Consider the following 19,342-nt stretch of genomic DNA (forward strand, 5'->3'; position numbering starts at 1 on the left):
GCCGCAAAGGAAAGAGTCCATTTGGGTCCGGTTCGATACATAAATTTTCCGCAATGCAGCGCTCAGGACCGTTTTGCGGGTCATGTCGCCTGAATAAGCGTCAAGAGTTGTGACTTTTCTTTCGCCGGAACCTGATATATGCACACGCGGCAGCGTCAGTCTTGGAGGAGCGCGCGATGTCGAAGCAGCACCTGCTCAAATTCGTGAGCGTCGAACGGGACATGCCCGAAAAGCGGGACGCGAATGTCCGCGCCCACGACTTTCACGAGATCTACGCGGAATACGCGGCCGAGAAGGCGCGCGAGCAGGCCGGGCGCTGCAGCCAGTGCGGCGTGCCCTATTGCCAGTCGCACTGCCCGCTGCACAACAACATCCCCGACTGGCTGATGCTGACCGCCGAGGGCCGCCTGCGCGAGGCCTATGATCTCAGCCAGGCCACGAACACCTTTCCCGAGATCTGCGGCCGGATCTGCCCGCAGGATCGGCTGTGCGAAGGCAACTGCGTGATCGAGCAGTCGGGACACGGCACGGTCACCATCGGCGCGGTCGAGAAATACATCACCGACACCGCGTGGGAGGAAGGCTGGGTCCAGCCGCTGCGCCCCGCGCGCGAGCGTCCCGAAAGCGTGGGCATCATCGGCGCCGGTCCCGGCGGGCTCGCCGCCGCGGACGTGCTGCGCCGCGCGGGCGTGCAGGTGACGATCTACGATCGCTATGACCGCGCGGGCGGGCTGATGACCTACGGCATCCCCGGCTTCAAGCTCGAGAAGGACGTGGTCATGCGCCGCAACGCGCAGCTCGAGGAGGGCGGCATCCGCTTCGTCCTGAACTGCAATGTCGGCGAGGACGTCTCCTTCGAGGAGATCCGCGACCAGCACGACGCCGTCCTTGTCGCGACCGGCGTCTACAAGTCGCGCGAACTTACCGGGCCGGGGTCTGGCGCGGACGGCATCGTCCGGGCCATCGACTTTCTCACCGCGTCCAACCGCAAGAGCTTCGGCGACGCGGTGCCGGAGGTCGAATCGGGCGAGCTCGACGCGAAGGACAAGCGCGTGGTCGTCATCGGCGGCGGCGACACCGCGATGGATTGCGTGCGCACCGCCGTGCGTCAGGGCGCGACCAGCGTGAAGTGCCTCTACCGCCGGGATCGGCAGAACATGCCGGGCTCCCAGCGCGAGGTGGCCAACGCCGAGGAGGAGGGCGTGGAATTCGTCTGGCTTTCGGCGCCGAAGGGCTTCGTCGGCGACCCGGTGACAGGCGTCGTGGTGCAGCGCATGCGCCTCGGCCCGCCCGACGCCACGGGCCGCCAGTCGCCCGAGGTCATCGAGGGGTCGGATTACACCGAAGAGGCGGACATGGTGATCAAGGCGCTCGGCTTCGAGCCGGAAGAGCTGCCGCGCCTCTGGGGCGTCGAGGGCCTGGAGGTCACGCGCTGGGGCACGGTAAAGGCCGAATTCACGACCGGCCGCACCTCGCTGCCCGGCGTCTACGCCGTGGGCGACATCGTGCGCGGCGCCTCGCTCGTGGTCTGGGCCATCCGCGACGGCCGCGACGCCGCCCAGGCGATCCTCGAGGATCTCGCCGCGCAGCCCGCGGTGGCGGCAGAGGAGCGCGCCCCCGGCACCACCTGACGCGCCGGCCCCGGACGGGCCGGTCCCTGACCATCGCAGCGGGCACGGGCCCGCCCTCTTGGAAGAGGACTGACGCCATGACCATCTTCGATGCCAACTGGGCCGCCGAGCAGGAAGACAAGCGCCGCTGGCTGGCCGACCACGGCCTTTACGACCCGCAGGAGGAGCGGTCCTCCTGCGGTGTGGGCCTTGTCGTCTCGATCGACGGGACGCCCTCGCGCAAGGTCGTGGACGCGGGTATCGACGCCCTCAAGGCGATCTGGCACCGCGGCGCGGTGGACGCCGACGGCAAGACGGGCGACGGGGCCGGCATCCACCTGCAGATCCCGGTGCCGTTCTTCTACGACCAGATCCGCCGCACCGGCCACGAGCCGCGCGAGGACCAGCTCATCGCGGTGGGCCAGGTGTTCCTGCCGCGCACCGACTTCGGCGCGCAGGAAACCTGCCGGACCATCGTCGAGACGGAAGTCCTGCGCATGGGCCACTACATCTACGGCTGGCGCCACGTTCCGGTCGCGATCGACTGCCTTGGCGAGAAGGCGAACGCGACGCGGCCCGCGATCGAGCAGATCATCACCTCCAACGCGAAAGGCAGCGACGAGGAGACCTTCGAGCGCGAACTCTACGTCATCCGCCGCCGGATCGAGAAGGCCGCCGCCGCCGCGCAGGTGCCGGGCCTCTACATCGCGTCGCTCTCCTGCCGGTCGATCATCTACAAGGGCATGACGCTCGCCGAACAGGTGAGCGAGTTCTACCCCGACGTCCAGGACGAGCGTTTCAAGTCGGCCTTCGCCATCTATCACCAGCGCTATTCCACCAACACCTTCCCGCAATGGTGGCTGGCGCAGCCCTTCCGGATGCTCGCCCACAACGGCGAGATCAACACGCTCAAGGGCAACATCAACTGGATGAAGAGCCACGAGATCCGCATGGCCTCGAACACGTTCGGGGACATGGCCGAGGACATCAAGCCCATCGTGGCGCAGGGCTCGTCGGATTCGGCGGCGCTCGACGCCGTGTTCGAGGTGCTGGTGCGCGCGGGCCGCGACGCGCCCATGGCCAAGACGATGCTCATTCCCGAAAGCTGGTCGCAGGCGCGGGTGGAACTGCCGCAGGCCTGGCGCGACATGTACGCCTATTGCAACGCGGTGATGGAGCCGTGGGACGGTCCGGCGGCGCTCGCCATGACCGACGGGCGCTGGGTCTGCGCGGGGATGGACCGCAACGGGTTGCGCCCGATGCGCTACGTCGTCACCGGCGACGGAATGGTGATCGCCGGGTCCGAGGCGGGGATGGTGCACGTGGACGAGGGCACCATCCGCGAGAAGGGGGCCCTCGGCCCGGGCCAGATGCTTGCCGTCGACATGGCGGAGGGCAAGCTCTACCACGACACCGAGATCAAGGACCGCCTGAGCGAGGCCCAGCCCTTCGGCGAATGGGTCGGCAAGATCAACGAACTCGACGAGGTGCTGTCGAAGGTCAGCGAGGCGCCGCTCTTCACCGGCTCCGATCTCAAGCGCCGGCAGATCGCGGCGGGCTACACCATCGAGGAACTCGAACAGATCCTCGCTCCCATGGCCGTGGACGGCAAGGAGGCCGTGGCCTCGATGGGTGACGATACGCCCTCCGCCGTGCTGTCCAAGAAGTACCGGCCGCTCAGCCATTACTTCCGGCAGAACTTCAGCCAGGTGACGAACCCGCCCATCGACAGCTTGCGCGAATACCGGGTGATGAGCCTCAAGACGCGCTTCGGAAACCTCAAGAACGTGCTCGACGAGTCCTCGGCGCAGACCGAGATCTTCGTGCTCGACAGCCCCTTCGTGGCCAACGCGCAGTTCGACGAGATGGTGCGCCAGTTCAACGCCGACATGGTGGAGATCGACTGCACCTTCCCGGCCGCCAGCCGCGAGGGCGCGCTGCGCGACGGTCTTGCCCGTATCCGGTCCGAGGCCGAGGACGCGGTGCGCTCGGGCGCGGGCCACATCGTTCTCACCGATCACCGGTCGGACGGGGACAAGGTGCCGATGCCGATGATCCTGGCCACCTCGGCGGTGCATTCGCACCTGACACGGCAGGGCCTGCGCACCTTCTGCTCGCTCAACGTCCGCTCGGCCGAGTGCATCGACCCGCACTACTTCGCCGTGCTGATCGGGGCGGGCGCCACCACGGTGAACGCCTATCTGGCCGAGGACAGCCTGGCCGAGCGGATCGAGCGCGGGCTGCTCGACGGGCCGCTCACTGAGGCCGTGGCGCGCTACCGCAAGGCCATCGACCAGGGCCTGCTCAAGATCATGTCGAAGATGGGCATCAGCGTGATCTCGTCCTACCGCGGCGGGCTCAACTTCGAGGCGGTGGGCCTCGGTCGCGCGATGTGCGCGGAGTATTTCCCCGGCCTCGTCAGCCGCATTTCGGGCATCGGCGTGTCGGGCATCCAGAAGAAGGTCGAGGAGGTGCATGCCCGCGCCTGGCAGGGGTCGGCCGACGTGCTGCCCATCGGCGGCTTCTACAAGATGCGCAAGTCGGGCGAGACCCATGCCTGGGGGGCGCAGTCGATGCACCTGATGCAGATGGCCTGCAACCAGGGCTCTTACGAGATGTGGAAGCGCTACTCAGCGGCGATGCAGGCCAACCCGCCGATCCATCTGCGCGATCTTCTCGACATGAAGCCGAAGGGCAACCCCGTGCCGCTCGAGGAGGTGGAGAGCATCACCTCGATCCGCAAGCGGTTCGTCACACCGGGCATGAGCCTCGGCGCGCTCAGCCCCGAGGCGCACAAGACCCTGAACGTCGCCATGAACCGCATCGGCGCGAAGTCCGACTCGGGCGAGGGCGGCGAGGATCCGGCGCATTTCGTGCCCGAGCCCAATGGCGACAACCCGTCGGCCAAGATCAAGCAGGTGGCCTCGGGCCGCTTCGGCGTGACGGCCGAATACCTCAACCACTGCGAGGAGCTGGAGATCAAGATCGCCCAGGGTGCCAAGCCCGGCGAGGGCGGCCAGCTTCCCGGCATGAAGGTGACGGAGCTCATCGCGCGGCTTCGCCATTCCACGCCGGGCGTGACCCTGATCTCGCCCCCGCCGCATCACGACATCTACTCGATCGAGGATCTCGCCCAGCTCATCTACGACCTGAAGCAGATCAACCCGCGCGCCAAGGTCACGGTGAAGCTGGTGGCCTCCTCCGGCGTGGGCACGATCGCGGCGGGCGTGGCGAAGGCCAAGGCCGATGTGATCCTCATCTCGGGCCACAATGGCGGCACCGGCGCATCGCCGGCCACGTCGATCAAGTACGCCGGCCTGCCCTGGGAGATGGGGCTGACCGAGGCGCACCAGGTGCTCTCGATGAACAACCTGCGCGAGCGGGTCACGCTGCGCACCGATGGCGGCCTGCGGACGGGCCGCGACATCGTCATGGCCGCGATGATGGGGGCCGAGGAATACGGCATCGGCACCGCCGCGCTGATCGCGATGGGCTGCATCATGGTGCGGCAGTGCCAGTCGAACACCTGTCCCGTGGGCGTGTGCACGCAGGATCCCAAGCTGCGCGAGAAGTTCACCGGCAACGCGGACAAGGTGGTGAACCTCATCACCTTCTACGCGCAGGAGGTGCGCGAGGTGCTGGCCTCCATCGGCGCGCGGTCGCTCGACGAGGTGATCGGCCGCGCGGACCTGCTGACCCAGGTCAGCCGGGGCGCCGCGCATCTCGACGATCTCGACCTCAACCCGCTTCTCATCACCGTCGACGGGGCCGAGCGCATCACCTACGACCGCGACAAGCCCCGCCAGACGGTCCCGGACACGCTCGACGCCGAGATCGTCCGCGACGCCGCGCGCTTCCTCGAGGACGGCGAGAAGATGCAGCTCTCTTACGCGGTGCAGAACACGCACCGCACGGTGGGCACCCGCACCTCCAGCCACATCGTGCGCCGGTTCGGGATGCGCAACGCGCTCCAGCCCGACCACCTGACGGTGAAACTCAAGGGCAGTGCGGGGCAGTCGCTGGGCGCCTTCGCGGCGCCGGGCCTCAAGATCGAGGTGGCGGGCGACGCGAACGACTATGTCGGCAAGGGCCTTTCGGGCGGCCTGATCTCCGTGCGCCCGCCGATGGCCTCGCCCCTCGAGGCGGGGGAGAACACCATCATCGGGAACACGGTGCTTTACGGTGCGACCGCGGGCTACCTCTTCGCCGCCGGCCGGGCGGGCGAGCGTTTCGCCGTCCGCAACTCGGGCGCCCATGTCGTGGTGGAGGGCTGTGGCTCCAACGGGTGCGAGGACATGACCGGCGGGGTCGCGGTGATCCTCGGGCGCATCGGGGCCAATTTCGGCGCCGGAATGACCGGGGGCATGGCCTACATCCACGACCCCGAAGGACTGGCGCAACAGCTCATCAACATGGAAACGCTCGTGGTCTGCCCGGTCTCGGTCTCGCACTGGGAGGCGGAGCTGAAGGACCTCGTGGAGCGCCACGTCGCCGAGACCCGCTCGCGCCGCGGCGCCGACATCCTCCAGAACTGGGAGATCGAGCTCGGGAACTTCCTGCAGGTCTGTCCGAAGGAGATGCTCGGCAAGCTGTCGCACCCGATCGGTATCGAGAGCGAGGCGGTGCCCGCCGAATAGACCCGCCCGCGGGCCCCCGGCGGCGGCGAAGCCGCTGCGGGGGGCGGGCAGGCGGCCGTCGGTTCGGCGCGAGCTTCGCGGACGCGGGCCCCCGCCATGGGGCGGGTCTGCGCCCGGCATCGCAGCAGATCCCGTGGTCGCGCCGATCCCGGCAGGACTCTGTAAGGATTGCCTGTTATCCAGAAAATCCGCCGTTTCGAAGCGGCGAACCACTCCGGTCAGCCATGCCCACGACCTGCGACCACCCGGTCTTCACCTTCGGTCCCGCGAGCCCGCCGCCTGCCGGTGCGCCGGTGAAACCTGCTCGCCGGGCGCCGGTGAACCGGCACGGGGGCGGCGGGACCGACCGCCTCGGCATTCCGTCTGGGTGCCGCTTCCACGGAATTTCCCGCGCGGGCTGGCGCGGCACAGCCGTGGCCGCGCGGCCGGTGCCTCGCCAGCCCGCGGCGACGCGCGTCCGCGCCTGAGCGCTGGCAGCGCATGGTGCCTTTGTGATGTAAGGCTGCGACATGCCCCAAAAGCGCCGTTCATCCCAGAGCCCCCGCAAGAAAACCGCCGGAACGCCCCCGCGCCGATCCGTCGCGACGCGCGTCGTGCGCCTTTTGCGGCGCGCGGTGCTGTGGGGGCTCGCCCTCGTTCTGCTGGCGGTGCTGGCCGGGCGCATCGTGAATCCCCCGGTGACGCCCTACATGGCCGCCGAGGCGTATCGCCTTGGCGGCGTGGCGCGGGACTGGGTGCCCATGGACCGGATCGCGCCCGCGATGGCGCGCGCGGCGGTGGCGGCGGAGGACGCGAATTTCTGCCTTCACTGGGGGTTCGACCTCGACGCGATCCGTGTCGCGATCGCCGACGGCTCGCGCCGCGGCGCATCGACGATCTCGCAGCAGACGGTCAAGAATGTCTACCTGTGGCATGGGCGAAACTGGCTGAGAAAGGCGCTGGAAACAGCGCTCACGCCCCTCGTGGAGGCGGCCTGGCCCAAGCGGCGCATCCTTGAGGTCTACCTCAACGTGGCCGAGTTCGCCGAGGGCGTCTTCGGCGTGGAGGCGGCCGCGCGCCACCATTTCGGGATCTCCGCCGCCGACCTCGATCCCCGTCAGGCCGCGCTTCTGGCCGCCGTGCTGCCGTCGCCCAAGACGCGCTCGGCGGCGCAGCCCTCCGACTTCGTGCAGCGACGCGCGCGCGCGATCCGCGACGGGGCCGAAACCAACCGCGCCGACGGGCGCGCCGCCTGCTTCGAGAGTTGAAAAGCGCCGTCCGACCGGGCATGCAGGGGCAACGCCCGCAACCAGCGCCCGGAGCCCGGCCGATGGCCCGCCTCTACCACGTGCCACTCTCGCCTTTCTGCCGCAAGGTGCGCCTGTGCCTCGCGGAGAAGCGGATCGAGTGCGAACTCGTGGAGGAACGCTACTGGGAGCAGTCGCCCGACTTCCTGCGGCGGAACCCGGCGGGCAAGGTCCCGGTGCTGAAGATCGACGGCAGGACGCTTTCGGAAAGCATGGCGATCTGCGAGTATCTGGATGAAACGCGCCCCGAGCCGCCGCTCATGCCCCGCACGCCCGAGGCCCGCTACGAGGTGCGCCGCCTCGTGGGCTGGTTCGACGACAAGTTCCACGCCGAGGTGACCTCCAAGCTGCTTTACGAGCGGGTCAACAAGAAGGTGATGGGGCAGGGCTACCCCGACAGCCGAAACGTCAAGAGCGGAGCGCAGAGGATCAAGTACCACCTCGACTACATGGCGTGGCTTCTCGATCACCGCCGCTGGCTTGCCGGTGACGTGATGACGCTGGCGGATTTCGCGGCGGCGTCGCATCTCTCCGCGCTGGACTACATTTCGGACGTGGACTGGAACCGATCCGAGACGGTCAAGGACTGGTATGCCAAGATCAAGTCGCGCCCGGCCTTTCGCGGCATCCTCGCCGACCAGGTGCCCGGGTTCCCCCAGCCGGCGCATTACGCCGACCTGGATTTCTGATCTCGCGCGCCGCCGGGGGGCGGCCCGCCCCCCGTCCCTGCGGGACTCCCCCCGGGAGGATTTTTCCCAAGAAGAAACGACATGGACGCGCTGAAGGAGAGGCTGAGGATGCAGGCGCGCGCCGAGGGCTTCGACGCCTGCGGCGTCTGCCGACCCGACGCGATACCGCAGGTGCCCGCGCGGCTGGCGGCGTTCCTCGATGCGGGCTGGCACGGCCAGATGCGCTGGCTGGAAGAGCGGGCGGCCTGGCGCGGTAACCCGGCGGCGCTCTGGCCCGCGGCGCGCTCCATCATCATGCTGGCCGAAAGCTACACGCCTGACGAGGACCCTTTGGCGCTGCTCGACCATCCCGATCGCGGGATCGTTTCCGTGTACGCGCGGGGCCGGGACTATCACGACGTGGTCAAGAAACGCCTCAAGCGGCTGGCGCGCTGGCTGATCGCCGAGGCGGGCGAGGGCACGGAGGTGAAGGTCTTCGTGGACACCGCGCCGGTGGCCGAGAAGCCGCTGGCCGAGGCGGCGGGGATCGGCTGGCAGGACAAGCACACCAACCTGCTGTCCCGCGATCTCGGGAACTGGGTCTTCCTCGGCGCGATCTTCACTACCGCCGAGATCCCGCCCGACGCCCCGGCGAGCGAGCATTGCGGATCGTGCCGCGCCTGCCTCGATGTCTGCCCGACGGACGCCTTCCCGGCGCCGTTCCAGCTCGACGCGCGGCGTTGCATCTCCTACCTCACGATCGAGCACGCCGGTCCGGTGGACGAGGAATTGCGTCCGCTGCTCGGAAACCGAATCTACGGTTGCGACGACTGCCTTGCCGTCTGCCCCTGGAACAAGTTCGCCCGGACCGCGCGGGAGGCGCGATATCACGCGCGGGCGGAACTGCGGGCCCCGCGCCTGGCCGATCTGGCGCAGCTCGACGACGCGGCGTTCCGCGCGCTGTTCTCCGGCAGCCCGATCAAGCGGATCGGCAGGAACCGGTTCGTGCGCAACGTTCTTTATGCCATCGGGAATTCGGGCGACGCCGCGCTGCGGCCGGTGGCGCAGGGCCTCGCGGAGGATCCCGACCCGGCGGTGGCGGATGCGGCGCGCTGGGCCGCGGCGCGGCTCGCGGCCGCGTGAGGCGCGAGGGGGTTTGATTTTGCCGCCGGCGTGCCATCTTTAGGCTCAGTGGTCAGGAAGGAGAGACGCGGATGCCCAGATACGAGCGCCGCCCGGAAGCGGTGGAGGCGCTGGACCCGGTCCAGTACCATGTGACCCAGGAGAACGGTACCGAGCGCCCCGGCACCGGGCACTACCTTTCCAACAAGGAGCCGGGCATCTACGTGGACATCGTCTCCGGCGAGCCGCTCTTCGCCTCGTCCGACAAGTACGAGTCGGGCTGCGGGTGGCCGAGCTTCGTGAAGCCGATCGAGCCCGCGCATGTCCGCGAGCTTCAGGACCGCAGCCTCGGCATGGTCCGGACCGAGGTGCGCTCGGCCCATGGCGACAGCCATCTGGGGCATGTCTTCCCGGACGGGCCGCGCGAGCGCGGCGGGCTGCGCTACTGCATCAATTCCGCCGCGCTCCGGTTCATCCATCGCGATGACATGGAGGCCGAGGGCTATGGCGATTACCTGGATCAACTGGAGGATGTCTGATGGCTGAAGAGCGCGCGATTCTGGCGGGTGGCTGCTTCTGGGGCATGCAGGATCTGATCCGCAAGCTTCCCGGCGTGCTGCGCACCCGCGTGGGCTATACCGGGGGCGACGTGCCGAACGCGACCTATCGCAACCACGGCACCCATGCGGAGGGGATCGAGATCATCTTCGACCCCGAGACGATCAGCTACCGGCGGATCCTGGAATACTTCTTCCAGATCCACGATCCCACGACGCTGAACCGGCAGGGCAACGATGTCGGCATGAGCTACCGGTCGGCGATCTATTATCTCGACGAGGCCCAGCGCGCCGAGGCGCTCGCCACCATCGCGGATGTCGAGGCGTCGGGCCTCTGGCCGGGAAAGGTCGTGACCGAGGTGGCGCCCGCAGGCGATTTCTGGGAAGCCGAACCGGAGCATCAGGATTACCTGCAACGCATCCCGCACGGCTACACCTGCCATTTTCCGCGTCCCGACTGGGTGCTGCCGCGCCGCGACGCCGCGGAGTGAGTCAAAGGAACGGGGTGCGACCGGCAAGGCGCGTCTGGTCCGCCGATGCCCGAAGGGCGCCGGCCAAGTGTCGGAACGCGCCGCACGGCCGGTTGGATTGTCGTCTTGCCGATATCCCCAGCGGTATCGTCCTGAGGGGCGGCCCTGTGCCCTAGGGGTGTGGTAGGCCGGTCGCAGCCGCGACCGGAGACGTCGCCAACCCTTCCCGATGCCCGAAGGACGAGCGCTTGGGGCTCGCGCCCCGTCGCTTGCACTTCCGCGTGTTGCGGGGCATGGCTTTGCGGCGAAAGGACAGTCCCATGCATCCCGCGCGCGGTATTGCGCTCAAGCTCGCCTCGGTGGTTCTCTTCATCTGCATGGCATCGCTCATCAAGGCGGTGTCGGAGCATGTGCCGGCGGGGCAGTCCGTCTTCTTCCGCTCCTTCTTCGCGATGCCGGTGATCGTCGCCTGGCTCGCATGGCGCGGCGATCTTTCCACCGGCTTTCGGGTGCGCAACCGGCTTGCCCATGTCTGGCGCGGCCTCATCGGTACCGCGGCGATGGCCTGCGGCTTCGCCGCCCTGGGCCTGCTTCCTCTGCCCGAGGTGACGGCGATCGGCTACGCCGCGCCGCTTCTGACAGTGCTCTTCGCGGCGTTCCTGCTTGGCGAGCGGCTTCGCGCCTTCCGGCTGAGCGCGGTGGGGCTGGGCCTCATCGGCGTGCTGATCGTGCTCTGGCCGCGGATTTCGGTTGATACGCTCGGGGACGTGGCGCTTGCCGGGGCGATCTTCGCGTTGCTCTCGGCGGCGCTCCGGGCGCTGGCCCATGTCCAGATCCGCCGGATGGCGGTGGTCGAGGAGACATCGGCCATCGTCTTCTACTTCTCGCTCACGGCGACGGCCTTCTCGCTTCTGACGCTGCCCCTCGGCCTTGTCTGGCCGGCAACGCTGGGCTGGGTATGGCCCACGCCGCTGGAAGCGGGGCTTCTGGTCGGCGCGGGGCTGATCGGCGGGGTGGCGCAGATCGTTCTCACCAGCGCCTACCGGTTCGCCGACGCCTCGCTGCTCGCGCCGTTCGACTACGCCTCGATGCTTTTCGCGATCGCCATCGGCTACACGGTGTTCGCCGAGGTTCCGACCGCGCCGATGCTGGCGGGCGCGGGGCTCGTGATCGCGGCGGGCGTGCTGATCGTGTGGCGCGAGCGGCAGATCGGGCTTGCGCGGGATCGCGCGCGGGCCGGGTTGACGCCGCAGGGCTGAGCGCCCGTCTCAGCGGTCGCGCCAGCGGAAGCTCGCATAGGCCGGCACCAGCGCGGCGCGGCGGAACCGGCCGAGCGGGAAGCGCCCGGGCACGCGGCGCATGGCCTCGGGGTAAGGCGCGCCCGGCAGCCGATCCTGCACGAGGTCCGCGAGAATCCGCCCGGCATAGCCGCCCATCGCGACGCCGTTTCCGTGATAGCCGAACCCCGCGAAGACGCCCGGCATGTCCGGCACCGGCCCGACATATGGCAGCAGCGTCGGCGTCAGGCAGACGAGCCCCGACCACAGATGCGGTGTCTCGACATGCCGCCAGGCCGGGAACATCGCCTCGAAGTCCGCGCGAATGGCGCGGGCCAGCCGCGCCGTCTCGCGCGGGGTGGCGTAGATGCCGCCCCGCATCCCGAAGAGGAACCGGTTGTCGGGCATGAGGCGGAAGTAATGGAGCAGCCGCCGCGTGTCGTAGGCCATCTGCGCCGTGGTCCAGCCCGCCGCCTGAAGCTCGTCGCCCTCAAGCGGGCGGGTCACGATCACGTTGGAGGCCACGGGCATGTAACGCGCGCGCATCCAGGCGGGCACGTCCTCGGAGGAGTAGCCGTTGGTGGCGAGGATCACGCGTCGCGCCCTGAGCCGTGCGCCGGGCAGGCCGAGCACGTAGCCTGACCCGTCCGCGCGCAGGGACGTCACCGGCGCGGGCGCGAAAAGCCGCGCGCCCGCCGCCTGAGCGGCCCGCGCGAGGCCCGCGGCGTATTTCCGGGGATTGAGCGCGAAGCCCAGGGGAACCGTAAGCGCGCCGTGGAAAGGCCCCGCCATCCCCGCGTCCGCGAGATCGGCGGCGGGCACGAGGCGCGGCGTCACGCCGTAGCCGGCCTCGACCTCCTCGGCCTCGCGCTGCAGGCGCTCCCACTCCTGCCGGCGGTGGGCGAGCAGCGTTTCGCCCTCGGAGTGACGGTCCACGTCGAGCTCCAGCCGGTCGATCAGCCCGGAGGTGAAATCCACGGACGCGCGCTGCGCGTCGCGCCAGCCCTGCGCGCCCCGCGCGCCGAAGCGCCGGGTGAGCGCGGCGTCGGACAGTTTGGACCCGCCGAGGCAGCAGAACCCGCCATTGCGCCCCGAGGCGCCCCAGAACGGGGCCTCGGCCTCGCAAAGCGCCACATCGACCCCGGCTTCGGCCAGGTGAAGCGCGGCGGAAAGGCCGGTGAAGCCACCGCCGATCACCGCGACATCGGCGGCGATCTCTCCCTGTGGCGCGGGCCAGTGCGGCGTCTCGACCGTCGCGGCCCACCAGCACTCCGCCACCGGTGCCGCGCCATAGGCGGCGGGTTCGACGATACGCCTCATCCGGTCCGGCGCAGGGCGGCCTGTTCCTCGCGCTGCTGGCGGATCGCCGCGTTCTTCGAGGCGAGCGAAGCGGCCACGACACCCACCGTGACGATGCCGATCAGCAACGAGGAAAGCGCGTTGATCTCGGGGCTGACGCCCAGGCGGATCGACGAGAAGATCTTGATCGGCAGCGTCGTCGCCGAGGGTCCGGCGGTGAAGCTCGCGATCACCAGATCGTCGAGCGAGAGGGTGAAGGCCAGAAGCCAGCCCGAGATCACGGCGGGCAGGATGATCGGCAGCGTCACGAGCCGGAACGCCTCCGCCGGGGAGCAACCGAGATCGAGCGCCGCCTCCTCGAGCGAGCGGTCGAAGCTGACCAGCCGCGAGGAGACCACGACGGACACGAAGCACATCGAGAAGGTCGTATGCGCGAGGATGATCGTGAAGATCCCGCGATCGAGCCCGATCCCGATGAAGAGAAGCAGCAGGGAAAGCCCCGTGATCACCTCGGGCATCACCAGCGGGGCATAGATCATCCCCGAGAACAGCGTTCGCCCGAGAAAACGCCCGGCCCGGACGAGGACCAGCGCCGCCATCGTGCCGAGCACGGTCGCCACGGTCGAGGAGACGACCGCGACCTTCAGCGTGACCCAGGCCGCGTCGAGGAACGCCTGGTCGCGGAAGATCTCCGCGTACCAGCGCGTGGAGAAGCCCGCCCAGACCGTCACGAGTTTGGACGCGTTGAAGGAGTAGATGACCAGGATGATCATCGGCAGGTAGAGGAACGCGAAGCCCAGCGTGAGAGACGTCGCGTTGAACCAGGTGAAGCGTCTCATCGCGACGGCCCTCCGATCAGGGTCTGGCGCGGGGCGCCAGCGCCGCGAAAACGCGACGGGGAGAGGCGCTCCTTCATCCTTCGGCCTCCCGCTGCTTCTGCTCGTTGCGCTGGAACAGGACGATGGGCACGATCAGGATCAGCAACAGCACGATCGCCACGGCGCTCGCGACCGGCCAGTCGCGGTTGTTGAAGAACTCCTCCCACAGGATCTTGCCGATCATCAGCGTCTCGGATCCGCCCAGAAGCGAGGGGATCACGAACTCCCCGATGGCGGGGATGAAGACGAGGAAGCAGCCGGCGATGATGCCGGTTTTCGACAGCGGTACGGTCACGAGCCAGAAGGCGCTGATGCGCGAGCAGCCGAGATCCTCCGCCGCCTCCAGCAGCGAATCGTCCATCTTCTCGAGGTTGGAGTAGATGGGCAGGATCATGAAGGGCAGGTAGGTGTAGACGATGCCGACATAGACCGCCGCATTCGTGTTCAGGATGGTCAGCGGATCCGAGATGAGCCCTGTCCACATCAGGAACTGGTTGAGGAACCCCTCGTTCGAAAGGATGCCGATCCACGAGTAGACGCGGATCAGGAAGCTGGTCCAGAACGGCAGGATCACCAGCATGAGAAGCGTCGGCCGCCACTCCGGCGCCGCGCGTGCCATGCCGTAGGCGATGGGATAGCCCACCAGAAGGGTGATGACCGTCGAGATCAACGCGATCCGCAACGAGGAAAGATACGCCTTCCAGTAAAGGTCGTCCGTCGTCAGGAACCAGTAGTTCTCGAAGTCGAGCCCGCCGAAGAAGTCGCGAAGGCCGGCCCAGCCCTCCGACGGGTCGAGCGTCGGCGTGTAGGGCGGGATCGCGATCGCGATGTCCGAAAGCGAGATCTTCAGGACGATCACGAAAGGCACGAGAAAGAGCGCCAGCAGCCAGAGATAGGGCACGGCGATGAGGGCGAAGCGGCGCATGGCTCAGGACTCCAGCAGGATGCCGGCGGTGGCCGTCCAGCTCAGCCACACCTCGTCCTCCCAGGTGAAGGACCGCCGCGCGATGCGCCGCGTGTTGGCGGTCTGGGCCTTGATGACGTGCCCGGTGGGCAGCTTGACGTGATAGGTGGAGATGTTGCCGAGATAGGCGATGTCGAGCACCTCGCCCTTCACGGCGTTGGCGGCATCCTCGGGGCGCTCGGCGCTGATCGTGATCTTCTCCGGCCGGATCGCGAAGTGGACCTTCTGCCCCTTGTCGAAGGCCCGCGCCGTGGTGCCCTTCAGCCGCGGCTGCCCCTCGGCCCAGTCGATGTCCACGCGGCCCTCGCCGGCATCGGGCACGGGCGTGGCGCGGCCCTCGATGATGTTCACCTCGCCGATGAAGTCCGCGACGTAGACCGAGACCGGGGTCTCGTAGAGGACGTCCGGCGTGGAGACCTGGATGAGCCGGCCCTCGTCCATCACCGCCACGCGGGAGGCCACGGTCATCGCCTCCTCCTGGTCATGGGTGACGATCACGAAGGTGGTGCCGGTGTTTTCCTGGATGTCCATGAGTTCGAACTGCGTGTCCTGGCGCAGCTTCTTGTCGAGCGCGCCGAGCGGTTCGTCGAGCAGCAGCAGCTTCGGCGCCTTGGCGAGCGAGCGGGCGAGCGCCACGCGCTGGCGCTGGCCGCCGGAAATCTGGTGCGGCTTGCGGCGCGCGAACTTCTCCAGGCGGGTGAGGCGGAGCATCTCCTCCACCCGGGCGGCGATCTTGTCCTTGGGCTGGTTCTCGCGGCGCAGACCGAAGGCGATGTTGTCCCAGACGCTGAGATGCGGAAAGAGCGCGTAGGACTGGAACATCATGTTCACGGCCCGCTTGTTCGGCGGGATCGGGGCGATGTTCTGCCCGGCGAGCATGATCGAGCCTTCCGTCGGCGCCTCGAAGCCGGCGAGCATCCGCATCATCGTGGTCTTGCCGCAGCCCGAGGGCCCGAGCAGCGCGAAGAACTCGCGTTCGTAGATGTCGAGGCTGAGGTCGTCGATCGCAGTGAAGTCGCCGAAACGCTTGGTGACGTTCCTGAACCGGATGAGCGGCGTCTCGTCGGGATCTTCCCACGGGGCGTAGACGGTCTGGGCAGAGGGCTGCGCCATCGGCAGACTCCGGAATGCTGACAGGAAAAACGTCTCAAAGAGGCCCGCGCGGCGTTGCCGCGCGGGCCGGGTGCGCGCCGGGGCTCAGGTGCCCGACTTGATCTTTGTCCAGAGCCGCGTGACCGTCCGCTGCACGCGCGGCGGGTAGGGCGTAGTGGTGTAGAGGTTCTCCATCGTCTCCAGGTCGGGATAGATCGCGGTATCGCCGATCACGTCCTCGTTCAGAAACTCCTGCGAGGCCTCGTTGCCGTTGGCGTAGTAGACGTAGTTCGACGCCGCGGCCATGTTCTGCGGATCCATGATGAAGTTCAGGAACACGTGCGCGCCCTCGGGGTTCGGCGCGTCGACCGGGATCGCCATCTGGTCGAACCACATCTGACCGCCCTCCGCGGGGATGTTGTAGACGATCTCGACACCGTTGTCGGCCTCGGCCGCGCGGTCCCGCGCCTGGAGAATGTCGCCTGACCAGCCCACGGCCACGCAGATCTCGCCGTTGGCGAGCGCGTTGATGTATTCCGAGCTGTGGAATTTCTGGATGTGGGGCCGCACGGCCGCCAGGATCTCCTCGGTCTGGGCGATTACGTCGGGAGCGTGGCTGTCGGGATCCTCTCCGAGATAGGTCAGCGCCATCGGGATCATCTCGGTCGGCGCGTCGAGGAAATGCACACCGCAGGAGGCGAGCTTTTCCATGTTCTCGGGGTTGAGCACCAGTTCGAGCGAATTCAGCGGGGCGTCCTCGCCGAGCACCTCGCGCACCTTGTTCACGTTCGCCCCGATCCCGGTGGAGCCCCACATGTAGTTGATCGAGTACTCGTTGCCGGGGTCGTATTTCGCGGTACGCTCCTCGACCATATCCCACATGTTGTCGAGGTTGGGCAGCTTCGACTTGTCGAGCTTCTGGAATGCGCCCGCCGAGATCTGCCGCTGCAGGAAGGTTCCGGTGGGCACCACGACGTCATACCCCGATCCGCCGGCGAGCATCTTCGTCTCGAGCATCTCGTTCGAGTCGAACACGTCGTAGACGAGATCGAGGCCGGTTTCCTCCTCGAATTTCTCCAGAAGCGACTCGTCGATGTAGTCCGACCAGTTGTAGACGCGCACTTCCTCGGCGCCGGCCGCGCCCGCGGCAAGCGCCAGCGTCGCGGCCGTCGTCAGGATGGATCTCTTCATGTCAGTCTCCCGTTGGCTTGTCCGGAGGTCTTTTTCGCCCCGGTGCCCCACATTTGATCAAATGATGCCTTGCCTGGCAACCGCATGATGGTTTCATGCAGGGGAAGACTGCGCAAGCGGCCACGGGAGGGCGGCAGCATGGGCGAACGCGCATTGACCAACAAGGCGGCATCCGGGGGCCGCGTGCCGGCGCACCAGGTCGTCTATCGCGCCCTTCGCGACCGGATCCTGCACGGCGAGATGGCGCCCGGCCAGCCGGTGACGATCCAGGGCCTCGCCGACAGCACGGGGGCGGGCATGACCCCGGTGCGCGAGGCGATCCGGCGCCTGACATCCGAGGGCGCGCTGGTGTTCCAGGACAACCGGCGCGTCAGCGTGCCCGTTCTGGACGCCCGCGGCGCGGAGGAACTGATCTTCGCGCGACAGGCGCTCGAGCCGGAACTCGCGCGCCGCGCCGCCGCGACCGCCGGTCCCGACGCGCTTGCCCGCCTCGCCGCCGAGGATGCGGCGCTCGACCGGGCGATCGCGCGGGGCGACGTGGGCGGCTACCTGCGGCACAATCACGGCTTTCACGCCGTGCTTTACGTCGTCGCCCGGGCGCCGGTGCTCGCGGACCTCGTCGAGGGACTCTGGCTGCGCTTCGGCCCCTCGCTTCGGATCGTCTGCGGCCGGGTCGGCACGGGCAGCCTGCCCGACCGCCACAAGGAGATCATGGACGCGCTCGCCGCGGGCGACGGCGACGCGGCCGCCGCCGCCATGCGCGAGGATATCGAGCAGGGCATGGCCGCGCTCAGGGCCGGGATCGCGGCCGGGGAGGGCTGATTCGATTGACCTTCCCGAATTTGATCATATTCTTGCGGCCAACCCGGTCCGAAAGGCGAGAGCGATGAACAAGATCACCAACCACATGCCCACCGCCGAGCTGCAGCGCCTCGACGCGGCCCATCACATGCATCCCTTCACCGCGCAGGGCGCGCTTGGCGAGAAGGGCGCGCGCGTGATCACCGGCGCAAGCGGCGTCTGGCTCACCGACAGCGAGGGGCGGCGCATCCTCGACGGCATGGCCGGGCTGTGGTGCGTGAACCTGGGCTACGGCCGCGAGGAGCTTGCCGACGCGGCCTATCGGCAGATGAAGGAACTGCCCTACTACAACACCTTCTTCCAGACGACGCATGTTCCCGTCGTGGCGCTCGCGGCCCGCATCGCCGAGCTGGCGCCGGGCGATCTCAACCACGTCTTCTTCGCCTCCTCCGGGTCGGAGGCCAACGACACCAACATCCGCCTCGTGCGGCACTACTGGGCGATGAAGGGCCAGCCGCAGCGCGACACGATCATCTCGCGGTGGAACGCCTATCACGGCTCCTCCATCGGCAGCGCCTCGCTGGGCGGGATGGCGCCCATGCACGCCCAGGGCGGCCTGCCCATCCCGGGCATCCACCATATCGGCCAGCCCAACTGGTGGGCCGAGGGCGGCGACATGACGCCCGAGGAGTTCGGCCTCGCCCGCGCGCGCGAGCTCGAGGAGGCGATCGAGCGCATCGGCCCCGACCGCGTGGGCGCCTTCATCGCAGAGCCGGTGCAGGGGGCGGGCGGCGTCATCGTCGCGCCGGAGACCTACTGGCCCGAGATCCAGCGCATCGTGCGCAAATACGGCATCCTGCTGATCGCCGACGAGGTCATCTGCGGTTTCGGGCGCACCGGCAACTGGTTCGGCAGCCAGACGCTCGACATCCGGCCCGACATCATGACGATCGCCAAGGGCCTGTCCTCTGGCTACCAGCCGATCGGCGGCTCGATCGTGAGCGACGAGGTGGCCGGGATGATCGGGCGCGACGAGTTCAACCACGGCTACACCTATTCCGGCCATCCCGTCGCCTGCGCCGTCGCGCTGGAGAACCTGCGCATCCTCGACGAGGAAGGGATCGTCGATCGCGTGCGGGAGCACACGGCGCCCTACCTGAAATCCCGCTGGGAAAGCCTGGCCGACCACCCGCTCGTGGGCGAGGCGAAGATCGTGGGGCTGATGGGCTCGATCGCGCTCACCCCGGACAAGGCGACGCGCGCGGCCTTCGCCGCCGACGCCGGCACGGTGGGCTTCGTCTGCCGCGAGCGCTGTTTCGCCAACGATCTCGTGATGCGCCATGTGGGCGACCGGATGGTGATCTCGCCCCCGCTCGTCATCTCCGACGAGGAGATCGACGAACTGATCCTGCGCGCGCGCCGCGCGCTCGACGAGACCCATGACAGGCTGCGGGCCGAGGGGTTGATGGAGGCCGCAGCCTGACCGGGGC

General features: G+C 68.4%; 15 protein-coding genes. 10 read left to right on the forward strand and 5 right to left on the reverse strand.

Annotated elements, in window-relative coordinates:
- The first annotated feature begins 176 nt into the window (after positions 1 to 176).
- The 8 genes from AB6A65_RS13330 to AB6A65_RS13365 all read left to right on the forward strand — a co-directional run bounded on the left by AB6A65_RS13330 (position 177) and on the right by AB6A65_RS13365 (position 11,609).
- On the forward strand, positions 177 to 1,631 hold the full coding sequence (locus AB6A65_RS13330; protein ID WP_371038879.1) for an NAD(P)-dependent oxidoreductase: 1,455 nt from the start codon (positions 177 to 179) through the stop codon (positions 1,629 to 1,631).
- Positions 1,632 to 1,708: 77 nt separating this feature from the next.
- Complete coding sequence (gltB, locus tag AB6A65_RS13335) at positions 1,709 to 6,247, forward strand: glutamate synthase large subunit (protein ID WP_371038880.1); 4,539 nt, start codon at positions 1,709 to 1,711, stop codon at positions 6,245 to 6,247.
- Positions 6,248 to 6,756: 509 nt separating this feature from the next.
- Complete coding sequence (gene mtgA, locus AB6A65_RS13340; RefSeq protein ID WP_371038881.1) at positions 6,757 to 7,494, forward strand: monofunctional biosynthetic peptidoglycan transglycosylase; 738 nt, start codon at positions 6,757 to 6,759, stop codon at positions 7,492 to 7,494.
- 62 nt (positions 7,495 to 7,556) lie between these two features.
- Complete coding sequence (locus AB6A65_RS13345) at positions 7,557 to 8,222, forward strand: glutathione S-transferase family protein (protein ID WP_371038882.1); 666 nt, start codon at positions 7,557 to 7,559, stop codon at positions 8,220 to 8,222.
- Between the two features lie 81 nt (positions 8,223 to 8,303).
- On the forward strand, positions 8,304 to 9,344 hold the full coding sequence (gene queG / locus AB6A65_RS13350) for a tRNA epoxyqueuosine(34) reductase QueG (RefSeq protein ID WP_371038883.1): 1,041 nt from the start codon (positions 8,304 to 8,306) through the stop codon (positions 9,342 to 9,344).
- A 71-nt stretch (positions 9,345 to 9,415) separates the two neighbouring features.
- On the forward strand, positions 9,416 to 9,862 hold the full coding sequence (gene msrB / locus AB6A65_RS13355) for a peptide-methionine (R)-S-oxide reductase MsrB (RefSeq protein ID WP_371038884.1): 447 nt from the start codon (positions 9,416 to 9,418) through the stop codon (positions 9,860 to 9,862).
- On the forward strand, positions 9,862 to 10,371 hold the full coding sequence (msrA, locus tag AB6A65_RS13360) for a peptide-methionine (S)-S-oxide reductase MsrA (protein WP_371038885.1): 510 nt from the start codon (positions 9,862 to 9,864) through the stop codon (positions 10,369 to 10,371). The genes msrB and msrA overlap by 1 nt, the downstream gene beginning before the upstream one ends.
- Before the next feature lie 299 nt (positions 10,372 to 10,670).
- Entirely contained in the window at positions 10,671 to 11,609 is a 939-nt protein-coding gene (locus AB6A65_RS13365; protein ID WP_371038886.1) for a DMT family transporter, read from the forward strand.
- Positions 11,610 to 11,618: 9 nt separating this feature from the next.
- On the opposite strand, the gene AB6A65_RS13370 is transcribed toward AB6A65_RS13365, so the two are convergent.
- From AB6A65_RS13370 to AB6A65_RS13390, 5 genes are all read right to left on the reverse strand, one after another.
- Complete coding sequence (locus AB6A65_RS13370; RefSeq protein WP_371038887.1) at positions 11,619 to 12,947, reverse strand: NAD(P)/FAD-dependent oxidoreductase; 1,329 nt, start codon at positions 12,945 to 12,947, stop codon at positions 11,619 to 11,621.
- The gene (locus AB6A65_RS13375) at positions 12,944 to 13,765 is read right to left on the reverse strand and encodes an ABC transporter permease (RefSeq protein ID WP_371038888.1); all 822 of its coding nucleotides are present in this window, start codon (positions 13,763 to 13,765) and stop codon (positions 12,944 to 12,946) included. Before AB6A65_RS13375 ends, AB6A65_RS13370 begins: the two co-directional genes overlap by 4 nt.
- Positions 13,766 to 13,838: 73 nt before the next feature.
- Positions 13,839 to 14,729: an ABC transporter permease subunit gene (locus AB6A65_RS13380; RefSeq protein WP_371038889.1), complete on the reverse strand. Its 891-nt coding sequence runs from the start codon at positions 14,727 to 14,729 to the stop codon at positions 13,839 to 13,841.
- 3 nt (positions 14,730 to 14,732) lie between these two features.
- A complete protein-coding gene (locus tag AB6A65_RS13385; RefSeq protein ID WP_371038890.1) occupies positions 14,733 to 15,881 on the reverse strand; it encodes an ABC transporter ATP-binding protein in 1,149 nt (382 codons plus the stop codon).
- 84 nt (positions 15,882 to 15,965) lie between these two features.
- A complete protein-coding gene (locus tag AB6A65_RS13390) occupies positions 15,966 to 17,051 on the reverse strand; it encodes a polyamine ABC transporter substrate-binding protein (RefSeq protein ID WP_371038891.1) in 1,086 nt (361 codons plus the stop codon).
- A 138-nt stretch (positions 17,052 to 17,189) separates the two neighbouring features.
- On the opposite strand from AB6A65_RS13390, the gene AB6A65_RS13395 reads away from it, so the two are divergent.
- Complete coding sequence (locus AB6A65_RS13395) at positions 17,190 to 17,873, forward strand: GntR family transcriptional regulator (RefSeq protein WP_371038892.1); 684 nt, start codon at positions 17,190 to 17,192, stop codon at positions 17,871 to 17,873.
- A 64-nt stretch (positions 17,874 to 17,937) separates the two neighbouring features.
- Positions 17,938 to 19,335 (forward strand): aspartate aminotransferase family protein, encoded by a 1,398-nt coding sequence (locus AB6A65_RS13400; protein WP_371038893.1) that lies wholly within the window; start codon positions 17,938 to 17,940, stop codon positions 19,333 to 19,335.
- The last annotated feature ends 7 nt before the right edge of the window (positions 19,336 to 19,342 follow it).

This window comes from Rhodosalinus sp. FB01 (assembly GCF_041365715.1).
GTDB lineage: Bacteria > Pseudomonadota > Alphaproteobacteria > Rhodobacterales > Rhodobacteraceae > Rhodosalinus.